17 protein-coding genes are annotated in these 20796 nt (G+C 35.3%); 3 read left to right on the plus strand and 14 right to left on the minus strand.

Translation table 11 applies throughout. The features are described from left to right. Window position 1 precedes the first annotated feature (1 nt). The 11 genes from N3C60_09885 to acnB form a co-directional block, all read right to left on the minus strand. Window positions 2-889: a chemotaxis protein gene (locus N3C60_09885; protein ID MCX8085218.1), complete on the minus strand. Its 888-nt coding sequence runs from the start codon at window positions 887-889 to the stop codon at window positions 2-4. 52 nt (window positions 890-941) lie between these two features. Next, complete coding sequence (locus tag N3C60_09890; protein MCX8085219.1) at window positions 942-1745, minus strand: MBL fold metallo-hydrolase; 804 nt, start codon at window positions 1743-1745, stop codon at window positions 942-944. 1 nt (window position 1746) lies between these two features. After that, window positions 1747-2694, minus strand: a complete 948-nt coding sequence (locus N3C60_09895) for an AEC family transporter (protein MCX8085220.1) — start codon at window positions 2692-2694, stop codon at window positions 1747-1749. After that, window positions 2691-3962, minus strand: coding sequence for an amidohydrolase family protein (locus N3C60_09900; GenBank protein MCX8085221.1), 1272 nt, complete (start codon window positions 3960-3962; stop codon window positions 2691-2693). The genes N3C60_09895 and N3C60_09900 overlap by 4 nt, the downstream gene beginning before the upstream one ends. A gap of 5 nt (window positions 3963-3967) precedes the next feature. Further along, the gene (locus N3C60_09905) at window positions 3968-4606 is read right to left on the minus strand and encodes an HAD-IA family hydrolase (GenBank protein ID MCX8085222.1); all 639 of its coding nucleotides are present in this window, start codon (window positions 4604-4606) and stop codon (window positions 3968-3970) included. Then, window positions 4579-4995 (minus strand): transcriptional repressor, encoded by a 417-nt coding sequence (locus tag N3C60_09910; protein ID MCX8085223.1) that lies wholly within the window; start codon window positions 4993-4995, stop codon window positions 4579-4581. Before N3C60_09910 ends, N3C60_09905 begins: the two co-directional genes overlap by 28 nt. Beyond that, the gene (locus N3C60_09915; protein MCX8085224.1) at window positions 4973-5788 is read right to left on the minus strand and encodes a metal ABC transporter permease; all 816 of its coding nucleotides are present in this window, start codon (window positions 5786-5788) and stop codon (window positions 4973-4975) included. Before N3C60_09915 ends, N3C60_09910 begins: the two co-directional genes overlap by 23 nt. After that, complete coding sequence (locus tag N3C60_09920; protein ID MCX8085225.1) at window positions 5778-6515, minus strand: metal ABC transporter ATP-binding protein; 738 nt, start codon at window positions 6513-6515, stop codon at window positions 5778-5780. Before N3C60_09920 ends, N3C60_09915 begins: the two co-directional genes overlap by 11 nt. Window position 6516: 1 nt before the next feature. Continuing rightward, window positions 6517-7368 carry a zinc ABC transporter substrate-binding protein gene (locus N3C60_09925; protein MCX8085226.1) on the minus strand — a complete coding sequence of 284 codons (852 nt, stop codon included), beginning with the start codon at window positions 7366-7368 and terminating at the stop codon, window positions 6517-6519. Between the two features lie 89 nt (window positions 7369-7457). Continuing rightward, window positions 7458-8306 carry a class I SAM-dependent methyltransferase gene (locus N3C60_09930; GenBank protein ID MCX8085227.1) on the minus strand — a complete coding sequence of 283 codons (849 nt, stop codon included), beginning with the start codon at window positions 8304-8306 and terminating at the stop codon, window positions 7458-7460. Beyond that, window positions 8296-10848: a bifunctional aconitate hydratase 2/2-methylisocitrate dehydratase gene (acnB, locus tag N3C60_09935; GenBank protein ID MCX8085228.1), complete on the minus strand. Its 2553-nt coding sequence runs from the start codon at window positions 10846-10848 to the stop codon at window positions 8296-8298. Before acnB ends, N3C60_09930 begins: the two co-directional genes overlap by 11 nt. Window positions 10849-11116: 268 nt before the next feature. Between acnB and N3C60_09940 the strand changes: the two genes are divergently transcribed. From N3C60_09940 to pyrE, 3 genes are read left to right on the plus strand one after another with little or no spacing between them, the layout of a single operon-like run. Next, a complete protein-coding gene (locus N3C60_09940) occupies window positions 11117-12736 on the plus strand; it encodes a fumarate hydratase (protein ID MCX8085229.1) in 1620 nt (539 codons plus the stop codon). Window positions 12737-12775: 39 nt separating this feature from the next. Continuing rightward, entirely contained in the window at window positions 12776-13483 is a 708-nt protein-coding gene (gene pyrF, locus N3C60_09945; GenBank protein MCX8085230.1) for an orotidine-5'-phosphate decarboxylase, read from the plus strand. After that, window positions 13476-14051: an orotate phosphoribosyltransferase gene (gene pyrE / locus N3C60_09950; protein ID MCX8085231.1), complete on the plus strand. Its 576-nt coding sequence runs from the start codon at window positions 13476-13478 to the stop codon at window positions 14049-14051. Before pyrF ends, pyrE begins: the two co-directional genes overlap by 8 nt. A gap of 28 nt (window positions 14052-14079) precedes the next feature. Here the strand turns inward: pyrE and N3C60_09955 are convergent, their stop codons facing one another. From N3C60_09955 to glgP, 3 genes are all read right to left on the minus strand, one after another. Further along, on the minus strand, window positions 14080-16173 hold the full coding sequence (locus N3C60_09955) for a glycoside hydrolase family 57 protein (GenBank protein MCX8085232.1): 2094 nt from the start codon (window positions 16171-16173) through the stop codon (window positions 14080-14082). Next, window positions 16174-18654, minus strand: a complete 2481-nt coding sequence (locus tag N3C60_09960) for a sugar phosphate nucleotidyltransferase (GenBank protein ID MCX8085233.1) — start codon at window positions 18652-18654, stop codon at window positions 16174-16176. Window positions 18655-18672: 18 nt separating this feature from the next. Then, window positions 18673-20796, minus strand: a 2124-nt coding sequence (gene glgP, locus N3C60_09965; protein MCX8085234.1) for an alpha-glucan family phosphorylase, incomplete at its 5' end; no start/stop codon positions are given.

The raw sequence follows: 20796 nt of genomic DNA on the forward strand, positions 1-20796 counted from the left end.
CCTAAAGGATCAATTTATCCAGGGTGCTTATCATTACACTCATATCAGGCTTACCTATGAATGCGTTTGCTCCAATACCTAAAACCTTTTTTTCATTTTCCTCACTTGCTAAGGATGAGAAAACAACAATCGGTATGTTTTTGAATTTTTCCGATTCCTTAAGCTTTTTTATCAAAAAGGTGCCATCTGCAACTGGCATCTCAAGATCTGTAACTATGATGTTGGGTATCCTTTGATGTACAGCTTCTAAAAGTTTTTTCCCATTTTCGAAGGTTTGTACCTTATAGCCAGCGCTTTCAAGGTTTCTTAGAAGTAGCTTTCTTATAACATCTGAATCCTCAGCTAAGTAGACCAGCTTCTTAGATCGTTTATCGGATAGGGAATAATCTATCTCCACATTAGTCATTTTAGTATTAGGATTGATTTCAGAAACAATCTTTTCGAAATCAAGCAATTGAACCAGTCTTCCATTGATATTCACGACTCCTAAAACAGAGTTTGCCAGATGGAAGTCTGAAATGGAGGAATAATCTTTTATATCTGCCCAGGTCACTCTATGTATTCTTGTGATATCATCGACGACAAAACCGTTATACTGGAGGTTGAAATATGTGATTATAACTTTTGCTGTGGAGGGGTCGTAGTCGTATTTTATGTTTAGCCAATAGGCAAGATTAATGATAGGTATTATTTTGTTTCTCACATTAGCTGTCCCGATTATAGAGGGATGGGCATCTGGTACTCTTATAATTTCTGGAAATTTAATTATTTCTCTGACTTTGGCTACGTTTATACCATAGTAGTTTTCTTTGGTACCTCTTATAATGAATTCTACAACTTCAAACTCGTTGGTACCAACTTCCAGTAATATATTATGATCTAACGCCATAACACCCCCTTTTTATATTTATACCATAGTATTTGATGAATTGCAAGAAAAGTTAAATTATTAATGTATTGCCAGTTTTGATTGGGATAACCCTATCCTTTAACTCATTTTTGAAATGAAAGATAGCATCCAAACCAGTACAATGACCGGTGATTATATATTTTATATCAATACTTTTTATGAAATCTGTTACCATTATTAGCTCTTCTTGGTTACTTTTAAAGAGATGAAATCCACCGATAAGACTTTTTATTTTTTGATTGCCAAATTTTGATAGAAAATCTTTGATAATATTTATAATACCTGCATGGGAACACCCAGTAATGATATTATATCCATCAGGTTCTTGTATTATTAGGTATTGTTCATCAGGAAAAGTATCTTTTACAAAACTACTGTGTGAATAGGTAAAAAGGTTTGTATCAGAGTTAAAAAGTTGAAATCTGAAAATATCTCCTGATAGAAAGATATTGTTAGATAATTGAGTTTTTTCGGTGTTGAAAACAAATCTGGACAGGTTAGACTTATAAAAATCTTTGTCTATACCTATATAAACATAACTAACGTTATCTAATTTCAAATGATCCACAGATATCTTTTCATGACAACATATTTTTTTGTCGATATTAAGATACTTTAAACCACCGGTATGATCGTAATGTCCGTGGCTTAACACGATAAAATCTATTTCTTTAAAATCCAGATTTAGCTTATTAGCATTTTTTATAATAATATCTGTTTGGCCTGTATCAAAAAGTATGACTTTATCAAAAACCTCTAAAACGCAAGCAAAACCATGTTCTGCATAAAAGCCTGCTTTATCCAGATAGTTATCCACAAGGAAGGATATTTTCACGTCATCTCCAGAGGTAACTATTTATAATACTTACTAATGGTATGGTAAATAGACAAGCTATGGTAGTAAAGAAAATTGTTTCCGTGGCTAACTTATCATCTGATCTATATGTTTTTGCCAACATGACTACAGTGGTCATTGTGGGTAGACCAGCAACTATGCTCAGAATACCTCTCTGCACTTCTGGTAAGATATTTTTAAAAAGACCAAAGAGTAACACAGGCAAGATTATCATTTTTGTTAGAACTAATAGATATGAGTGAATATGAGTAAAAACCCCTTTAGGGTTTATGAAACTAAGAGTGGCACCAAGATAGATCATAGTTAAATATTTGCTGGTTCCACCAATACCATAGACAGTATCTGATAAAACTTTTGGTATTTTTATGTTTAACAAAAGCACTACTAAAGCTAGAAACAGAGATATAGTTGTAGGGTTTATCATATTTTTTATGGAGTCCTTTATTGAGTTGGATCCTTGATGTCTACTACACATATACACACCAAAAGTCCACAAAAGCGTCATATCGATTAATGTATAGATAGTTATGGATATCCCTGTAAGGGGGTCTTTGTAAACTTCGTTTATCAATGGAATACCAATGAAACCCATATTACCAAAAGTGATAAGTGGTATGAAGACATTGAAGCTTGTATCCTTTAGGTTAGTTATTTTTGCGATAACAAAACCTATCAAAGGTAATGAAATAAACATAATAGTTACTGCAAGAGCAAATCTAAATGATTTTATCATATCGTTTTTAGATACACCGCTACCAGCTACAACTGAGAATATAAGACATGGTAGAATAATCTTTACTATAAACCTCGCCAGATGTCCCAAACCATCTTCTGTAATTACTTTTGTTTTAGCGGCTATAAAACCTATCAACATTAAAAGTGCAAATAGTATAACCTGGTTTATGATTATAGGTAGGTATTGACTCATCTGATTTTATTACCCCACCATCTAGCTTTTTCAAGAACCTCCTCTTCATCAAAGCTAACTATTTTGCTATCAGACATGATCTCCTTACCACAAACGTATAAGTCGGTTACATTTTCTGTTTTAGCAGAATATATCAAGTGGGAGATGGGGTTGTAAAGGGGGGTTGTAAAACAGTTGTTAAAGGTGATTATTGCAAAGTCTGCATCATAACCCTCTTTTAATTCGCCACAATTTGGTAAATAAAGCCCTTTTGCAGCATTTTTTGTGGCCAAATTTAGTACTTCCTCTGCCTTAAGTACCGTTGGATCGAGGTTTAGGCCTTTATGAAATTTTGCTACAGTGGACATTTCGGATAACAAATCCAGATCATTGTTGCTGGCAGCTCCATCTGTGCCCAATGAAACATTTGCTCCTGCATCGATATACTTTTTAATGTTTGCGAAGCCACTCCCTAATTTTAGATTGCTTTCGAGACAGTGGGAGATGTTTACGTTCTTTTTACCTATTATTTCTATATCTACATCATATAAGTGTACCATATGGGCAACGATAGTCTTTGTATCAAATAAACCTATGTCATTCATCAGTTGGACGGGTGTTTTACCATAATTATTTAGAATATTCTCTACTTCACCAACTGTTTCTGCAAGATGGGTATGTATCAACATATCATATCTTTCAGCATAAGATATACATTTTTTATAATTTTCAGGGGAAACAGTATAAGGGGCATGGGGGGAAAGGGCTATTTTTATTTTAGGATCGTCTTCAAACATCTCTTTTAGCTTTATGGCGTTTGAAAGGTAGTCGTCTATGTTTTTACCAAACTTTGTTGGGAAATCCAAAATACCTGCTCCCAAAACAGCTTTTAAGCCAGATCTTTGAATAGCTTGCCCAATGCTATTGGAATAAAAATACATATCATTAGCGCAGGTTGTGCCAGACCGAATCATCTCTATTGCTGCTAACATCGTGGCATCAAAAACGAATTCTTCGGTCAAATGCTTTGTTTCAGCTGGCCATATATGCTTTTGAAGCCATTCCATGAGGGGGATATCATCTGCAAGCCCACGAAAAAAACTCATTGGTAAATGGGTGTGGGTATTTATAAGACCTGGAATAATTAAAGAGTTTGCCTTGTGGATGATTTTTTCCGCATTTTGTGGTGTTTCTGAGATGGCGATGACTTTGTCAGAAAAAATGAGGTATTTATCTTTTTCTAACCGCCCATTGTAGTATATATAGTTTGCTTTGATAGCTTTTATCATAATATTTACCCCAATATGTCAATTAGTTCCGATGGTTTTTTTATGGTATAGTTGGGTGGAATATGGCTTAATTTGCCGTAACCATAGGTGCAGTAAATAGAATTAATCCCAGCATTAAAGCCGCATTCCACATCCGTGTAGTTGTCCCCGATGATATAGATATTGTCATCATTAAAATTAAACATACTACAAATCTCTTTAACAGGAGTAGGGGAGGGTTTTTTTTCTATGAATGAGTCGCCACCAAACCATTTATCAAATATTAGGTTGAGATTGAAATGATATATTAGATGATTAGTCATTTCGTAGGATTTATTAGATAATATAACCAAATGGTATCTAAGCTTGAGATCTTTTAAAATATCTATGATGTTTGGAAACGGTTGGGTGTGTTCTGTGATTTTTTCTCTATAGATATTACGGAAGAAGGATTCATGTTCTGGTAAAAAGTTTTTTTCTCCAAAAGCACGTTCTACAAGCTTTCTAATGCCATCTCCCACATAAGACTTTGTGATATTGATATCAAAGCTTGGAAAACCAAAGTACTCAAGGGTGATCATCAGGGCGTTGTGAATATCTTTTATTGTATCTAAAACTGTTCCATCAAGGTCAAATATTAAAAGCCCTTTGGTTGAGTTAAGCAATTTTTACATACCCCTGTAATTTTTATTTCCATAGTATCTATAAAACCAGCTTCTACTATATTTAATTTCAACTGATTGTCAATCTCTTTACAATAAGTTTTTGTACAGATTTTACAGGAGAAATGAATGTGATGGTTTTTGTAGCTTTTATTTATACAGTAATGGGTTATGCCTTTGGGGTCTATATCTTTTAATAGCAGCTTTTTATCCTCAAAAAGATGTAAAATTCTGTAAATAGTCGTTTTATCAATATGTTTTAACTTCGAGATTATATCAATGGTAGATGTTGTGTACACATTTTCCAGTATGATTTTAAGAATTTCTGCTCTATTTTTGTTATATTTTATGCCAAATTGTTTTAAAAGTTCATGGACTGTTTCTTCTAACATAGCTAATAGCCACATCCAACATGTAGATTATCGTGGAAAACATTATGATAGTTGCTCCTGTGGATAGGTTTAGTTTGTAAGCTATAAAAAAACCGATAAGGGAGAAACATAAGGAAAGTATGAATGAATATATTATCATGGATATTAGACTCCTACATCTTTTTATGGCTATGTTTTGAGGAATGGTCAACATTGCCATCACCAAAATGATACCTGTCATCTTTATGAGAACAATGATAGCGATCGATATGAATACAAAAATGATAAGGTTTAACATCTTTACATTTATACCTATAACCCGAGCATAATCTCTGTCAAAGGATATTAATACGATTTTGTCATAGAATAGAATAAGGGATATTATAGATACTGTGTTCATAATGGAGGTTATAATGAGATCTTGAGTAGTAATGGTAAGAATGTTACCAAATAGATAGGTCATTAGATCTGCATTATAGCCTGGTGTTAAATCTGTGAGTATTATTCCTAAAGCCATACCAAAAGCCCAAATGATGCTTATCAAAGAGTCTGAAAGAGATTCTTCCCTCTCTGATAACAAACCGATAATCAAGCCAGCAATGGATGAAAAGAGCATAGTGGTCAGTTGAACAGGTAGCCCAAAGTAAAAGGAGAGACCTACTCCTCCGTAGGCTGCATGGGAGATACTGCCTGCTAAGGAAACGATTCTGTTTACCACTATGATACTTCCTATAATTCCACAGAGGGCACTTATTAATACTATTCCCATTAAAGCATTTTTTATAAAGATATAATCAAAAAAATCAAAAGACATTATTAGTACCCCTATTGGTGATATGGGAGATCTCTTCGTTTAAGTATCTGTTAAGATTACAGAGATGGGAATCATGTATCCCATACATAAGGTTTATCATATCATTATTTATATTTGGAGAGTTTAGATAAATGAGCTTTTTGTTTACACATGCTACTGATTTGGCACCAGATGTAACTAATCCCAGGTTGTGGGTTACTAAGATGATAGTCATCTTTTTATTGAGTTGTTCCAGATAAGAAAAAAAACAGAATGTTCCGTAGGGGTCAACATTAGATGTGGGTTCGTCAAGAATTAATAGATCAGGCTCTGATATCAGTGCTCGAGCAAGTAGCACTCTTTGTAGCTGTCCACCAGAAAGTTCAGATATCTTTTTATCTAATATGTCTTGTATATTTAGTTCTAAAACTATCTGTTCTAAATTCGATAAATTGGAGCAGTTTTTAACACCTAAGGTTATAGTCTTTTTGACCGTAATAGGGAAGCTTTTCTTGGTACTTATCTGTTGGGGAACATAACCTATCTTGAATAAACTTCTGTTAAAATGAATATAACCTTTGTTTGGTTTTAATATTCCTAAAATCAGCTTTAAAAGGGTTGTCTTCCCACCTCCATTTGGACCAATGATTATAAGATAATCCTTTTCTCTTACTTCAATGGATACATCCTCAAGTGTCCATTGATTTTCACCTGGGTATTTGAAGTATAAGTTTTCTATTTTTATCATCTTATTGTATATTCTCTGCTATTTTTTTAGCTACTTTTTTTAGATTGTCTAAGACATTATATTCTAATGGGTTTATTTGAATTACATTTGCTTTTAACTCTTTTGATAATAACTCAACTGTGGAGCTCGAGATTTGTGGTTGGATAAAAATTGCTTTTATGTTATTGTCCTTAGCAAGCTTTATGATATCTTTTAATCGTTTTGGTGAAGGTTCTTTCCCTTCGTATTCTATTACTATCTGTTTTAATGAGAACTCCTTTGCAAAGTAACCCCATGCTGGATGGAAAACCAATATGTTTCTACTTTTTTTATCTTTAAGGATTTCTGTTAAATCGATTTTGGTTTGGTCTATCTCTTTTATCAAACTTTTGTAATTGAATTCATAGATTTTCTTGTTATCTGGATCTATTTCTGAAATCGCGTTGTAAGTATTTTCGGCTATAACCTTAAGGTTATCAAACGATAACCAGATATGGGGATCATGGAACAATTTCTTACCATGTTGATGATCGTGATCCCGCATTTCAAGTTTTGTTATATTTTTGTCCATCCTGTAAATCTTAAGATTTGGGTTGTTTTTAAGGATTTTTTTAAGCCAGAGTTCATCAAGACTTGTTTCAAGGCTAAAATAGTATCTTGTGGATGCCAATTCTTTTATGATAGCTGGTTTTGGTTCGTATACATGTGGGTTTGCACCTTGGGGGATAATGGATAGCACTTTCCAATAAGCTCCAGCTATTCTTTCTGTGATGTATTGTTGAGGAAGTATCGTAACTGCTAATGTTTTTGAAGAGGCGTGTATATTCACTGTGCCAATAATTATCATTAAAGAAGCTAAGATAATTCGAAACATTATAGCCTCCTTACTAACTTTTTTTAAAATATGCAACTCAGTTGCAAAAAATGTCAAGATAATATTTATATTTTATTGTAAAATATATTTTAAACTTGTGACCATCTAAAAGAGATGCCAAGATTTAGGTTTGCTCCTTCTTCGGTTGATATAATGAGATCGAAGATTTCATATTTGTTATCAATAAATTTTATTTTTTTCATCATTGATACAAGTTCTTTTTTATTAAGCCATTGGGAGTGGGTTGTAAAAATGAGAAATATGGGGTTATATGCCAATGAGTTAATAGCGTCTATTAACTTTGGAAGATCTTTTTTAAGTGACCATTCCCCTTTAGGACCTCTTCCAAACTCTGGTGGGTCGAAGATGAATGCATTATATTTTTTACCCCTGCGGATTTCTTTTGAAAGGAAAGTCAGCATATCTTCATTTATAAACTTTGCCCCTGAGCTGTTGTAATTGATTTTGAAATTTTCTTTAGCCCAATTTATAGCAGATGAAGAGCCATCAACATGAACTGTTTCATTTATACCGTTTATTGTAAAGAGTGTGGATATGCCTGTGTAAGCAAAGCCGTTTAAAATGGTGATTTTTTCTGAGATATTGTCCGAGATCTTCCTTAAAAATATCCAGTTAGGGTATTGTTCTGGAAATATACCCAGTTGACCAGATGGAGAAAACTTTAGTTTTACAGAGATATCCAAAACATTTATTATCCATTCTTTGTAAATACCTTCGGCAAATTGCCACCCTTTTTCTGCATCAAAATATGCAACTTTTTCATCCCATAACTCAGGATGGTAAGGTTTGTTCGTGGCTATCTGGGATGGCCTATCTACGATATAGGAGCCAAATTGTTCCAATTTTCTCCCATTACCAAAGTCCAACAGTTTGTAATTAAAATTATGGGGGCTTTCGCCCCCTATATTAGTCCACATAATTTAGTCTAAATTTCCCCATTTTGTCGAATTCTAAATATTTATAAATTTCTGTTTTTTTAGGTTCTACTCTTTCATTAAAATATTTAAAATATTCTTCAGGAGTAGGTAATTTACCCAAAATAGCAGCTACAGCTGTAAGCTCAGCAGAACCTAAATACACTCTTGCGCCGTCACCCATCCTATCATCAAAGTTTCTTGTAGAGGTTGAGATAACTGTGCTATTCGACCTTACTCTTGCTTGGTTACCCATGCAAAGGGAACAACCAGGCATTTCTGTCCTTGCACCGATATTTGAATATATGGAGTAGTAACCTTCCCTCATCAATTGAGCAGCATCCATCTTTGTAGGGGGTGTGAGCCAAATCCTCGTGGGGGCTTCCTTTTCCTTTTCCCAAATTTTACCTGCGGCTCTAAAGTGGCCTATGTTGGTCATACAAGAACCTATAAACACTTCATCTATCTTATCTCCGGCAACTTCAGATAGCAGTTTTACATCGTCTGGATCGTTTGGACAAGCCAAGATAGGTTCTTTTATTTCAGAAAGATCTATCTCTATGATAGCTGCATATTCGGCATTTTCGTCTCTGCTAAGTAATTCTGGTTTGGCAAGCCATGCTTCGCAGGCAGCTATTCTCTTTTTAAGTGTCTCAGCATCTTGATAGCCTTCTTCTATCATCTGTTTCATCAGGGCTATGTTACTTTTAAGGAAGTCAGCTACAGACTTTTCAGATAGTTTAATTGTGGCTGCTGCTGCAGATCTCTCAGCGGCTGCATCTGTAAGCTCAAATGCCTGTTCCACTGTCAAATCTGGTAAGCCTTCCATTTCGAGGATTCTACCATTGAAAACATTCTTTTTACCTTTTTTAGCTACTGTTAATAGCCCTTGTTTGATGGCTACATAAGGTATGGCATTTACCACATCCCTAAGGGTAATACCTGGATTTAGCTGACCTTTAAACTTTACTAAGACCGATTCTGGCATGTCAAGGGGCATGAATCCCAATGCACCAGCAAATGCCACCAAACCAGAACCTGCAGGGAAGGAGATGCCTATAGGGAATCTTGTATGGGAATCACCACCTGTACCAACAGTATCGGGTAATAAAAGTCTGTTGAGCCATGAGTGAATTACACCGTCTCCTGGCTTTAACGATACACCGCCTCTTGCGATGATAAATCCTGGCAGTGTCTTGTGCATCTTCACATCAGCTGGTTTTGGATATGCAGCAGTATGGCAGAATGATTGCATAAATAGCTCTGATTGGAACCTCAAACATGCTAACTCCTTAAGCTCGTCTGCTGTCATAGGTCCCGTTGTATCTTGTGAGCCTACAGTGGTCATCTTTGGCTCACAAGCAGTACCGGGTAACACTCCAGGAAGACCACAAGCTTTACCAACGATCTTTTGAGCCAGAGTGTATCCTTGACCAGGTTTTGGTACAGGATTTTCAGTTTTTACAAAAAGATCAGATTCGTCAAGACCTAAAAATGCCCTTGCTCTATTTGTGAGGGCTCTACCAATTATAAGGTTTAGTCTACCACCAGCTCTGAATTCATCCTTAAGAGTAGCTGGCTTTAGTTCGAATTTTGTTAGTAGTTCTCCGCTTTCTTTTCTAATTTCGAGTTTTTCTGTATCTATTATGATTACATCACCAGTTTTCATGTTTGAAACATCACACATAATCGGAAGACCACCAGAATCCTGAGTGGTGTTGAAAAAGATTGGGGCTATGAGACCTCCTATGATTATGCCACCTCTTCTCTTGTTTGGTACATAGGGTATGTCCTCTCCAATATGCCACATTACAGAGTTGCATGCTGATTTTCTTGAAGAGCCTGTACCAACAACGTCACCCACAAAAGCTACTTGATAGCCTTCAGCCCTAAACTGTGCCATGATGGCATTACCACCTGGGAACCTTGTTTCACCCATAGCTAAGGCATGCAATGGTATATCAGGTCTGCTAAAGGCATGTTTTGCAGGAGAGAAATCATCTGTGTTGATTTCTCCATCTACTTTGTAGACTTTCACTTTTATCTGCTTAGGTAGATCAGGCTTAGAGGTAAACCATTCACCATTAGCCCAAGATTCGATAACCTCTTTCGCATACTGATTGGTTTTTGAAAGCTCAGCTACTTCATCAAAGGCACCGTAAACCAATATTACATTTTTCAGAGCATTAGCTGCTGCTTTTGCCAAAGAAGGGTCTTTTAATGCTTCTACCAGTGGTGATACGTTATAACCACCGATCATTGTTCCTAACATAAATATAGCATCTTCTTTGGATACAATGGGTGATTTGGTTTCACCTTTTATGATCTTTGAAAGCCAATTGGCCTTTACTTCAGCGGCGGGATCAACACCTGGGGATACTCTATCTCTTAAAAGTGAAAGCAAAAATTCTTCCTGACCTTTCTCAGGGTTTTCTAAAGCTTTGCAGACTTCTTGGGTCATTTCTGGTGAAAGTGGTAAAGGTGGGATGCCCATTTTTTTTCTTTCTTCCACGTGATTTAAATATTGATTAAACAGTTCCCTCATTTTTGTACCTCTCTAATTTTGTATTCTGTATACAATTTTTATACATCTTAAATTTAGATTTGTCAAAAGAATTTTTGCAAATTAAAACATTCTTTGAAATTTTACAGTATTTTGTTTCTTTTGTTTATTATTATAAGATTCAATTAAATAAATAGGAAAAATCAATGGTTTTAGTTTGTTTTTGCCGATATTTTTCTCTCGACAAAATTATAAATTTGTAATAAAATAACACTGTTATCAAATTTAAAAAAAATGAAAGGGGTGAACTATGGCTACACCTGAGTTTTTTTACCAGGATCCATTCCCTTTGGGGCCGGATAAAACAGAATACAGACTCTTATCAAAGGAAGGGATAACGGTAACAGAGTTTGAAGGTAAACCTATTCTGAAAATTGATCCAGAAGTATTAACATACCTGACAAATCAGGCATTTAGGGATGTTTCCTTTTTGCTTCGCAAAGAACACAACGAAATGGTGGCTAAAATCCTTTCTGATCCTGAAGCATCTCCAAACGATAAAGGGGTAGCCCTTGCTTTTCTTAGGAATGCAGAGGTCTCTGCAAAGTTTGAGCTTCCCTTTTGCCAGGATACAGGAACTGCAACTGTGGTTGCTAAAAAGGGGCAGCAGGTTTGGACTGGAGTAAATGATGCTGAATATATTAGCAAAGGTGTATATAAAACTTACACAGAGGAAAATTTAAGGTACTCCCAAACGGTAGCTCTTGATATGTATACAGAAAAGAATACTGGTACTAATTTACCTGCTCAGATTGATATTTATGCTACAGAAGGTATGGAGTATAAATTTCTTTTTGTTGCAAAAGGTGGTGGTAGTGCAAACAAGACTTATCTTTATCAGGAGACAAAAGCGCTTCTTACCCCAGAAAAGCTTGAGAAGTTTTTGATCGAAAAGATGAAAACGATAGGTACGGCTGCATGTCCTCCCTATCACTTGGCTTTTGTTATAGGTGGTACTAGTGCAGAAGCATGTTTGAAGACTGTGAAGTTAGCTTCCACTAAATATTATGATGAATTACCTACGACAGGTAATGAGCATGGACGGGCTTTCAGGGATATTGAATTAGAAGAAAAATTGTTAAAAGCAGCCCAGCAGTTAGGTATTGGTGCCCAGTTTGGTGGAAAGTATTTTTGCCATGATGTAAGAGTAATTAGATTGCCAAGACATGGTGCTTCTTGTCCAGTGGGTATGGGGGTATCATGTTCTGCTGATAGAAATATAAAAGCCAAAATAAACAAAGATGGTATATGGCTTGAAGAGCTTGATAGGGATCCGGGCAGATTGATCCCGCCACAATATAGGGGTAAACATAGTCATGGAGTAAAAATAGACCTCAATAGACCGATGAAGGAGATTTTGGCGGAGCTTTCCAAATACGAGGTTGCCACACCGTTACTTTTGACCGGGACACTTGTGGTAGCTAGGGATATTGCTCATGCTAAGTTCAAAGAGCTTATAGATGCTGGCAAAGGTGTGCCCCAATATTTAAAAGATCATCCGGTATACTATGCAGGTCCAGCTAAGACGCCAAAGGGTAAGCCATCTGGTTCGTTTGGGCCTACAACTGCTGGTAGGATGGATTCGTATGTGGAGCTACTACAATCCCACGGTGCTTCGATGATCATGATAGCAAAAGGGAACAGAAGTCAACAGGTGACCGACGCGTGTAAAAAGTATGGGGGGTTCTATCTTGGTTCTATAGGAGGTCCTGCAGCTTTACTTGCTGAGGAGAATATAAAGAAGGTAGAGTGTATAGATTTTCCTGAGTTTGGAATGGAAGCTGTTTGGAAAATAGAAGTGGTAGATTTTCCTGCATTCATCCTTGTAGATGATAAAGGGAATGATTTTTTCAAGAAATTAGGGTTATAATTTAAAGGGGGCATAGCCCCCGATTTTTTTGAGGTAATAATGAGTGAAATTATAGTTGCACTGGATTTTGGTGATTTTGAAGATGCTAAAAGGATTATAGATAACACATGTGAGCTGTTATCCTTTTATAAGGTAGGTCTTGAAAGTTATATATCTTGTGGAGAGAGGTTAATTGGATACTTAAAGGATAAGGAGAAAAAGATCTTTCTTGATCTAAAGTTTCATGATATACCAAATACTGTTAGTTCGGCTACCATTGCATGTATGAAATTTGGTGTGGATATGATTAATATGCATGCGCAGGGTGGAATTGAGATGATGATGATCACTGTGGATAGAGTTAGCTCTTATTGTGGTGAGCATTGTATAAAAAAACCACTGTTAATTGCTGTAACCCTCTTAACATCACTTGATGATGGATATTTAAGAGATTATAAAATAGGTTTTAATTCTTCTGAAGAGTATGTTTTAGATTTGGCTAAAAAATCTAAGCTTGCTGGACTTGATGGTGTTGTCTCTTCGCCCAAAGAGACAGTGTTGATAAAAAAGGAACTGGGTAAAACTTTTCTCACTATTACCCCTGGTATTAGACCGGCTTATGAACAGATGGGGGACCAGAAAAGGGTCATGACCCCAAAAGAAGCTAAACAGGTTGGTACCGATTTTATGGTGATTGGTAGACCTATAACAAAGGCTAAAGACCCAAAAGGGGCAGTAATAAAAATTTTGGAGGAACTAAATGACTGAAGATCAGATTTTAGACGTTTATAAAAGGCATGGGGCTTTTTTGACAGGTCATTTTCTTTTGTCTTCTGGTTTGCACAGTGATACCTACCTTCAAACGGCTTTGGTGATGCAGTATCCAGTTATTGCAGAATCGATTATAGGTGAGTTGGTCAAAAGAGTCTATGATATAAACTTTGATACAGTTTTAAGCCCAGCTATCGGAGGTATAAGGTTTGGATACGAGTTTGCAAGACTTTTAAGAAAAAGAGCTATTTTTGCCGAAAGAGAAAATGATGTTATGACATTAAGGCGTGGTTTTACAATTAAGGCTGGAGAAGCCATTATGATAGCTGAAGATGTTGTAACAACAGGTAAGTCTACTATGGAGTGTGTAAAGGTTGCAGAGGATAACGGTGCCCGTGTTGTAGGTATCGTTTGCATGATTGATAGAAGTGGCGGAGAGGTAGATTTTCCTTATCCATTCTTTCCTCTCGTAAGAGTAAAAGTGGGTACATTCAAACCAGAAGAATGTCCTATGTGTAAACAGGGCGTACCTCTCGTAAAACCGGGTAGTAGAAAAAATATATAGTAAGGAAAGGTTGAATCCTTTCCTTTTTTTATACTATCCACTCATGGGGGTTTTTAGGTTGGAGTACCAATTTTATTCTATTGTAGAGAGGAGCTTTCTCCAGTAGCTTATCATCGGAGTACAGTTCAAAATAGATTTCTATTTCCTTATTTTTATAATTATCTTCTATCTTAAAAAGAAGTTCTAAATCTGTGTCTAATCTATAGTCTATTAGCGTTAGAATATTAGAATAGTTTTCTGGATGTCTATTTTTTAGTGATAGTTTTATAAGGGTATCATCGACATTGATTTTTAGAATGATATCTTCTTTATGGGTATGGATCAGAGAAAAGTTTCCAGAAATGTATATAAAAAGATATTCGTCATTGAACCCCCATTTCATTTTTTTTAGGTAATTAGCATCTGTGTGCATAGATGACATATCATACTTGAGGTCTATTTCACCAGAACCTAAATATTCCAGTTGGGATAGTTTACCATCGAAGTTTGTGTGTATTTCTGAAGATGGATTTTTTATCTTCATTTTTTTGTGGAATTTTTTTATGGGTTCAAAAAGCTTTTGGGGGATAGTGATATTTAGATTTTTATAAACGTTTATTAGGTGTTTTCTAAAAAGGTAATCCAAAACATCTGCTTGTTCGGTGTAATGATCGTCACCAAACCACCAAAACCAATCGCTACCTTCTGCTATGTGGATCTCCTTTTCTATCTTCTCGATTTGTTGTTCTAATAGATGTGGTTTCGATGTATAGTAATCTTGTATTGCTTGGTATAAAGATTTCCATGCTGCATTTTTCTCTTCGTGACCCATCCATGTTAAAAAATTCCCATTAATCCATGATCCGGCAGCTATAGACGTTATCGTTCGTTCCGGAATATCTTTATTCTTTATGGCATCAGTAAAGGTGATTGTTTCAATCCATTCCGAAGTTGATATCCTTTGATATAGTTGTTCAAAGAAGTTTCTTGCGTTATTTTTATAAAATTCCCAAGCATTTTCACCATCAAGTATGACAGAGACATGTGGGGAAAAGTCAGATAATTCATAAATTTCTTTGAGATGCTGGATAAAATCATCTGCAGCTTTTTCTGGATCTAAGTTAGCATAAACAAATCCTATCAAATCACTTAACTTTTTATCCCTGAAAAAGATATTTATTCGTTGTTCACCTTTTTGGTAAATGTATTTCTTATATAGGAGGGGTCTATCTGTAAGGTTTTGCAGATTTATATGTAAAGTTCTTGATAAAATGTCTTCGTCGCTTGCCATCCATTTAACGTTATGTTTTATAAATAGCTCAGCTGTTTTTGTGCTTACTGAGCCTTCAGCAGGCCAAAACCCAGAAGGTTTAGTTCCAAATATATTGTTAAACAACTCTATTGCTTTTGATAAATGCCATTCAGCGTCATTATCTAAAGGGTAACAGTTTTCAGGTAAGGCAATATCCGGTAGAGCTTCATGAAACGATATGGGATCAATAAGGAGAGGTAGAATAGGGTGGTAGTATGGTGTTGTTGAGATTTCTATGGAGCCTATTTCATAAAGTTTCTTGTAATAAGGCAATATATAATGGAACTTTGATTTTAAAATATCTAATAGCTGTTGTTTTTCTTCTTCGGTATAGTATCTATCTTTTTGAATAAGTTTTTTTATAAAGCCAGATTCTTCTCTTATAAATGTTCCCGTCCATGAGAGAAGAAAATGAACCTGAAGATCCAGTAATTCTGTTAGACTGACATTTTGTTGCCTTTCATTTTTAAACTTATAATATAACTCTTTGTATCTAACAGAAGCTGATATCATGTTTTTTTCATTTGCCCAGAAAAGAGAAGGGAGAATAGAAAGTTTTTCATCCTCTGTTAGTATTATTGTAGGCTTTGATATCATTTTTAAAAGCATATCTTTTGCTATGTCTTTTGAGAGATCTATTATTTGTTCTATAAGAGAAGGAACTAAGTTAAATACACCTCTTATGTTATATATTTCATAATATCTTACCATTTCTAAGTAATCTTTTATACCATGAAGAAAAACCCATGGCAGATGATATTCTCCAGTTTCATCATCTTTGTAATAAGGTTGATGCATGTGCCACAGGAAAGTCAGATAGAGTTTTTTCATCTACTCTTCAATCCAGTCGGTTATCTTTGTTCTGTACTCTTCCATCAATTCATTTTTAGATTCCTCATCCACTGTTTCCACATATAGATGGACATTTGCAGAATACTGGTCAGGAATCATAAGTACATATCCTTTATTCTTAAATATTATTTTAACCCCATCCACATACGATGCTTCTTTATCCATAGCATCTTCACTCATCTTTCGCATTATAAAACCTTTTTTGCTGTATGGACAATTTATTATAAGATGCGCAAAGTGATATTCAGGAATCATCTGGGAGATCTCCGATAGCTTTTTGCCTGATTTGGCTAGTAATTCTAAGAGTTTTATGGAGTTAAACATGGCATCGGGACTGAGCATATACTTAGGAAAAGTTAAAAGCATGGATATGGAACCTATGAAGTCAAATTCCCTTAAAAACTCAGCTTTTAAACCGGTGGATCTGCCTCTTATGATATCGATGTTTTTTGTTTTACCATCAAGGATTGTAGGAACCATAATTGGAAGATATACTTTGTGTTTCTCACTGGATAACATATCCATTAACATTATAAATATTAGAGTAAGCTTTTCTGGTGAAATGATTTCACCATCATCACTTAATACCTGTAGTCTTTCACCATTTTGGAAAATAGCAATACCTAAATCTGCATTGAGCGTAAGCAATATTTTTTTGATTTCGTCAAGTTTGTTTTGAATTTCTCTATAGTTTTTTGAAAGCTGTTTTTCGTTTTGATATGCGTTTAACACTATAGCTTCTACTCCTAACTCCATCAAAATGTTTGGAAATATGTGAGTAGTGGTTCCATTCATAAGATCCACTACGATCTTGAACTTGTGTCTTTTTAAATAATCAGCGTCAACATTGTTTAGAACATGTTTTATGTAGGATGTTTCGATATCATGAACTTCTATAATTTTACCTATATCATCATAAGAAGCTCTTCTGAAGTTTTCTCTAAAAAAAGTCCTCTCAACATTTTTTTCAAAATTAGAGTCGATGGGTAAACCGTTGATATCTGAAAATTGGATTTCTGTATAAATGGAGCTTGTAAGGGATTGTCTAAAATGGACGCTCATAGCATTTTTGGAAATTTTTTGGATATATTTGGTTACAGGGATTGCGGTCATTCTCAGATCAACTGCATTTACCCCTGTGGACAAAATACCTCCTAAAAAAGCTCTCTTAAGCATTCTTGAAGCGCTATGGTAATCTCTACTTAGTAGTATTGTAGAATCTTTTGGCAAGCTACTTCCAAGAGCAGCACCTAATTTAGCACACAACTCAGGTGATAGTTCCACATTGGTTTGGGCACTCACTACACCCCCTTCAAAAATAGACTTTTTCCACTTATCACCCCAAATCAGGTTACTACTTAAAATGGAATCTTCTTCTATTTGTTTATTTGGCCAGATCATAATATCTTTCTCGAATACTACATAGTTACCGATTTCTGTATTTTCTGCTACAATACCACCTAAATGGATCTGGACACCCCTACCAACTATGACACCATTACAAAAAACGGCATTCTTTATGTGACAATTACTACCAATTCTCACATTGTCCCAAATTATGCTGTTTTCTATTATTGTATTGCGTCCTATCTCCACATTGTTACCTATTGTACTGTTTTTTATGACTGTATCGGAGTTAATTAAGACGTTGTTACCTAAAACTACAAAACCCTCTAACTTTGTTCCCTCATAGGATACATTGTCACCCACGTAAACATGTTCAGATATTTTTTTGCCCTTTATTGGTAGTTTTACTAAGCCGTTTACTATATCTGTCAATACATCCCTGTAAGATGTGGGGTTGCCCACATCTCTCCAATAGCCTTTTGCATTGAAACCATATAGTTCTATACCTTTGCTCATCATTAATGGGAAAAGATCTTTTGAAAAATCAAAGTTTGCTTTCTCTGGGATTAATTTAAGGACATCTCTTCTTAATACATAAATACCTGTATTTATGGTGTCGCTAAAAACTTCACCCCATCCTGGTTTTTCTAAAAATCTCAATATTTTCCCATCTTTATCGGTAATAACTACTCCAAATTGTAATGGATCATCTACTGAAGTTAGGCATATTGTGGCTTGTCCACCTTTGGTATAGTGGTAGCCTATTATCTCATTTAAATCAAAATCTGTAACAAGATCACCACTTATTACTATGAAATCATCATCCAGAAATTTTTCCCCCTGTTTTACAGCGCCAGCTGTGCCGTAATCGTCATCCGGTAAAACATAATGTATTTTTACTCCAAATCTTTTTCCATCTTCAAAATATTCCCTTATCACATCTGGCATAAAATATAAAAGGATTACAACTTCGACGATACCAGCCTTTTTGATATGATCTAATATATATTCCATCATTGGAACATTTAATACTGGTATCATAGGTTTTGGTAATGAGGTGGTTAAAGGTTGAATCCTCGTTCCGAATCCCCCTGCCATAATTACTGCTTTCATAGTACCTCCTTAATTTTATTAACTTTCCCAGACAAAAAGGTTGTCTTCAAACTCATTGTAATTATATTTGTATTTAGGGAATATTCCAAAAGCAAACCTTATTTTTCCAGAACATGTTAACCGTATATCCTTTGAAAAGACGGCAGTCCCGTTTTCTGCACTTTTCAGATCGAGTTGAATAAATTTTGGGTCATCAAACTCTAATTTTGGACAATTAGTATCGGATATGACACAGACATTTATGTAAGAGGGATCAAGATCATCTGTGAATACCTCAGCATAGAAACGGGCATTAGAACCTAAATAGAGGTTTTCAGCTATGATGTCTGTTTTTATAAATTTTACCTTGTGCCATTTTGTATAAAATTCATGGCGTAGGTTTATAAATTTGTCAAGTTCTTCATAGTTGTTTTGGGAGAATTCATTGAATATTTCATGAAGTGGTACATAATATTTTTCATGGTATTCCATAACCATTCTTGAAGTAGAAAATTCAGAACAGCCAACGTAGATGGAGTTTTTCATCATCTTGATCCATTCTCTTGGTATCCCTGATCTATCTTTTGTGTAAAAAAGTGGTACGATTTCATTTTCTAACTTATCGTAAAGCTCCTGTCCTTCTACAAAGTCTTGATACTTTGGATCTGTGTATTCTTCGCCAGCTCCTATAGACCAGCCATTGTTCCCTTTATAACCTTCGACCCACCATCCATCTAAAACAGAGAAGTTCAATGCTCCATTTATGGCGGCTTTCATACCACTTGTTCCGCTTGCCTCCATAGGTCTTCTTGGATTGTTGAGCCAAACGTCAACACCCCTTACCAAATATTTAGCGACCTGAATATCATAGTCTTCTACAAAAACTATTTTTTCTCTAAATTCAGGTTTTCTGGAGATATGGTAGATCTTTTTTATAATCTCTTTACCTTCTGTATCCTTTGGGTGAGCTTTACCTGCTATGATTATCTGAACTGGCATCTTGGGATTATTTAGAATCTTGCTGAGTCTTTCTTCATCACTGAAAAGTAGATAGCCTCTTTTGTATGTGGCAAATCTTCTGGCAAAACCTATAGTTAATATGCCTGGGTTTAGAATTTCGTTGGCTTTTATAATTTCTGAATAAGAACCACCCCTTTTCCTTATGGACTCTATGGTTCTTTTACGTATAAACTCCACAAGACGTGTTCTTAAAATATTTTTAGCCTCATATAGTTCAAGGTCGGGGATATCCTCTACATTTGACCACACTGATTTTTGATATGGTCTCAGATACCAATTTTCTCCTAAGTATCTATTAAACAGGACTTTTATTTCATCTGCAAGCCACGTTTGTAAATGGACGCCATTTGTTATGTGGCCCACAGGAACGAATTGTTCACTCACATTTTGCCATAAGATATTGAAAATCTTTCTTGAAACCTTTCCATGTAGTTTACTAACGCCATTTCTAAACAAACTACATTTTGTAGCACATATAGCCATAGAAAATGGTTCTGAGTTGTTATTAGGATTGACTTTGCCCAATTTTAGTATTTCATCGATCGGTAATGGAGTGTTGTTGTATATTGGTCCAAGATGTTTATAAATTGCATTATTATCAAAGACATCAAAGCCAGCAGGAACAGGTGTGTGAGTGGTGAAAAGAGTTGTATATTTTACCATATTAAATGCTTTATAAAAATGCATCCCTTCTTCCATATAATCTTTTATCCTTTCTACTAATGCAAATGCTGGGTGACCTTCGTTTATGTGAAATACAGTTGGCTTTATACCTAATTTCTTTAGGGCTCGTACCCCTCCTATACCCAAAACTATTTCCTGCTTAATTCTCATTTCGTGTTCGCCATCATAAAGTTTTCCTGTGATCACTTTATTTTCCGGAAGATTGTCGTCAATATCAGTGTCCAATAGAACCAGTCTAGAAAAGCCAAGATGTACAAGCCATACTTTTGCTTTTATAACAGAATTATAGCTTGGAATTTCCACAAATATATGTTCACCATTTTCATCTTTTGCTTCTACTATGGGCATTTTGTAAAATTCGTTGTAAGGATAGGTTTCCAGTTGCCAACCGTCAGAATTTAAATACTGGTGAAAATATCCATTTCTATATAGAAGTCCTACCCCGATAAAAGGTATTCC

This window comes from Calditerrivibrio sp., from assembly GCA_026415135.1.
GTDB lineage: Bacteria > Chrysiogenota > Deferribacteres > Deferribacterales > Calditerrivibrionaceae > Calditerrivibrio.

What these genes read in the sequence shown, in the direction of transcription:
- N3C60_09885 (MCX8085218.1), bottom strand. Translation starts at nt 889, where the DNA reads ATGGCGTTAGATCATAATATATTACTGGAAGTTGGTACCAACGAGTTT.
- N3C60_09895 (MCX8085220.1), bottom strand. Translation starts at nt 2,694, where the DNA reads ATGAGTCAATACCTACCTATAATCATAAACCAGGTTATACTATTTGCA.
- N3C60_09900 (MCX8085221.1), bottom strand. Translation starts at nt 3,962, where the DNA reads ATGATAAAAGCTATCAAAGCAAACTATATATACTACAATGGGCGGTTA.
- N3C60_09910 (MCX8085223.1), bottom strand. Translation starts at nt 4,995, where the DNA reads ATGTTAGAAGAAACAGTCCATGAACTTTTAAAACAATTTGGCATAAAA.
- N3C60_09915 (MCX8085224.1), bottom strand. Translation starts at nt 5,788, where the DNA reads ATGTCTTTTGATTTTTTTGATTATATCTTTATAAAAAATGCTTTAATG.
- N3C60_09920 (MCX8085225.1), bottom strand. Translation starts at nt 6,515, where the DNA reads ATGATAAAAATAGAAAACTTATACTTCAAATACCCAGGTGAAAATCAA.
- N3C60_09925 (MCX8085226.1), bottom strand. Translation starts at nt 7,368, where the DNA reads ATGTTTCGAATTATCTTAGCTTCTTTAATGATAATTATTGGCACAGTG.
- N3C60_09930 (MCX8085227.1), bottom strand. Translation starts at nt 8,306, where the DNA reads ATGTGGACTAATATAGGGGGCGAAAGCCCCCATAATTTTAATTACAAA.
- acnB (MCX8085228.1), bottom strand. Translation starts at nt 10,848, where the DNA reads ATGAGGGAACTGTTTAATCAATATTTAAATCACGTGGAAGAAAGAAAA.
- N3C60_09940 (MCX8085229.1), top strand. Translation starts at nt 11,117, where the DNA reads ATGGCTACACCTGAGTTTTTTTACCAGGATCCATTCCCTTTGGGGCCG.
- pyrF (MCX8085230.1), top strand. Translation starts at nt 12,776, where the DNA reads ATGAGTGAAATTATAGTTGCACTGGATTTTGGTGATTTTGAAGATGCT.
- pyrE (MCX8085231.1), top strand. Translation starts at nt 13,476, where the DNA reads ATGACTGAAGATCAGATTTTAGACGTTTATAAAAGGCATGGGGCTTTT.
- N3C60_09955 (MCX8085232.1), bottom strand. Translation starts at nt 16,173, where the DNA reads ATGAAAAAACTCTATCTGACTTTCCTGTGGCACATGCATCAACCTTAT.
- N3C60_09960 (MCX8085233.1), bottom strand. Translation starts at nt 18,654, where the DNA reads ATGAAAGCAGTAATTATGGCAGGGGGATTCGGAACGAGGATTCAACCT.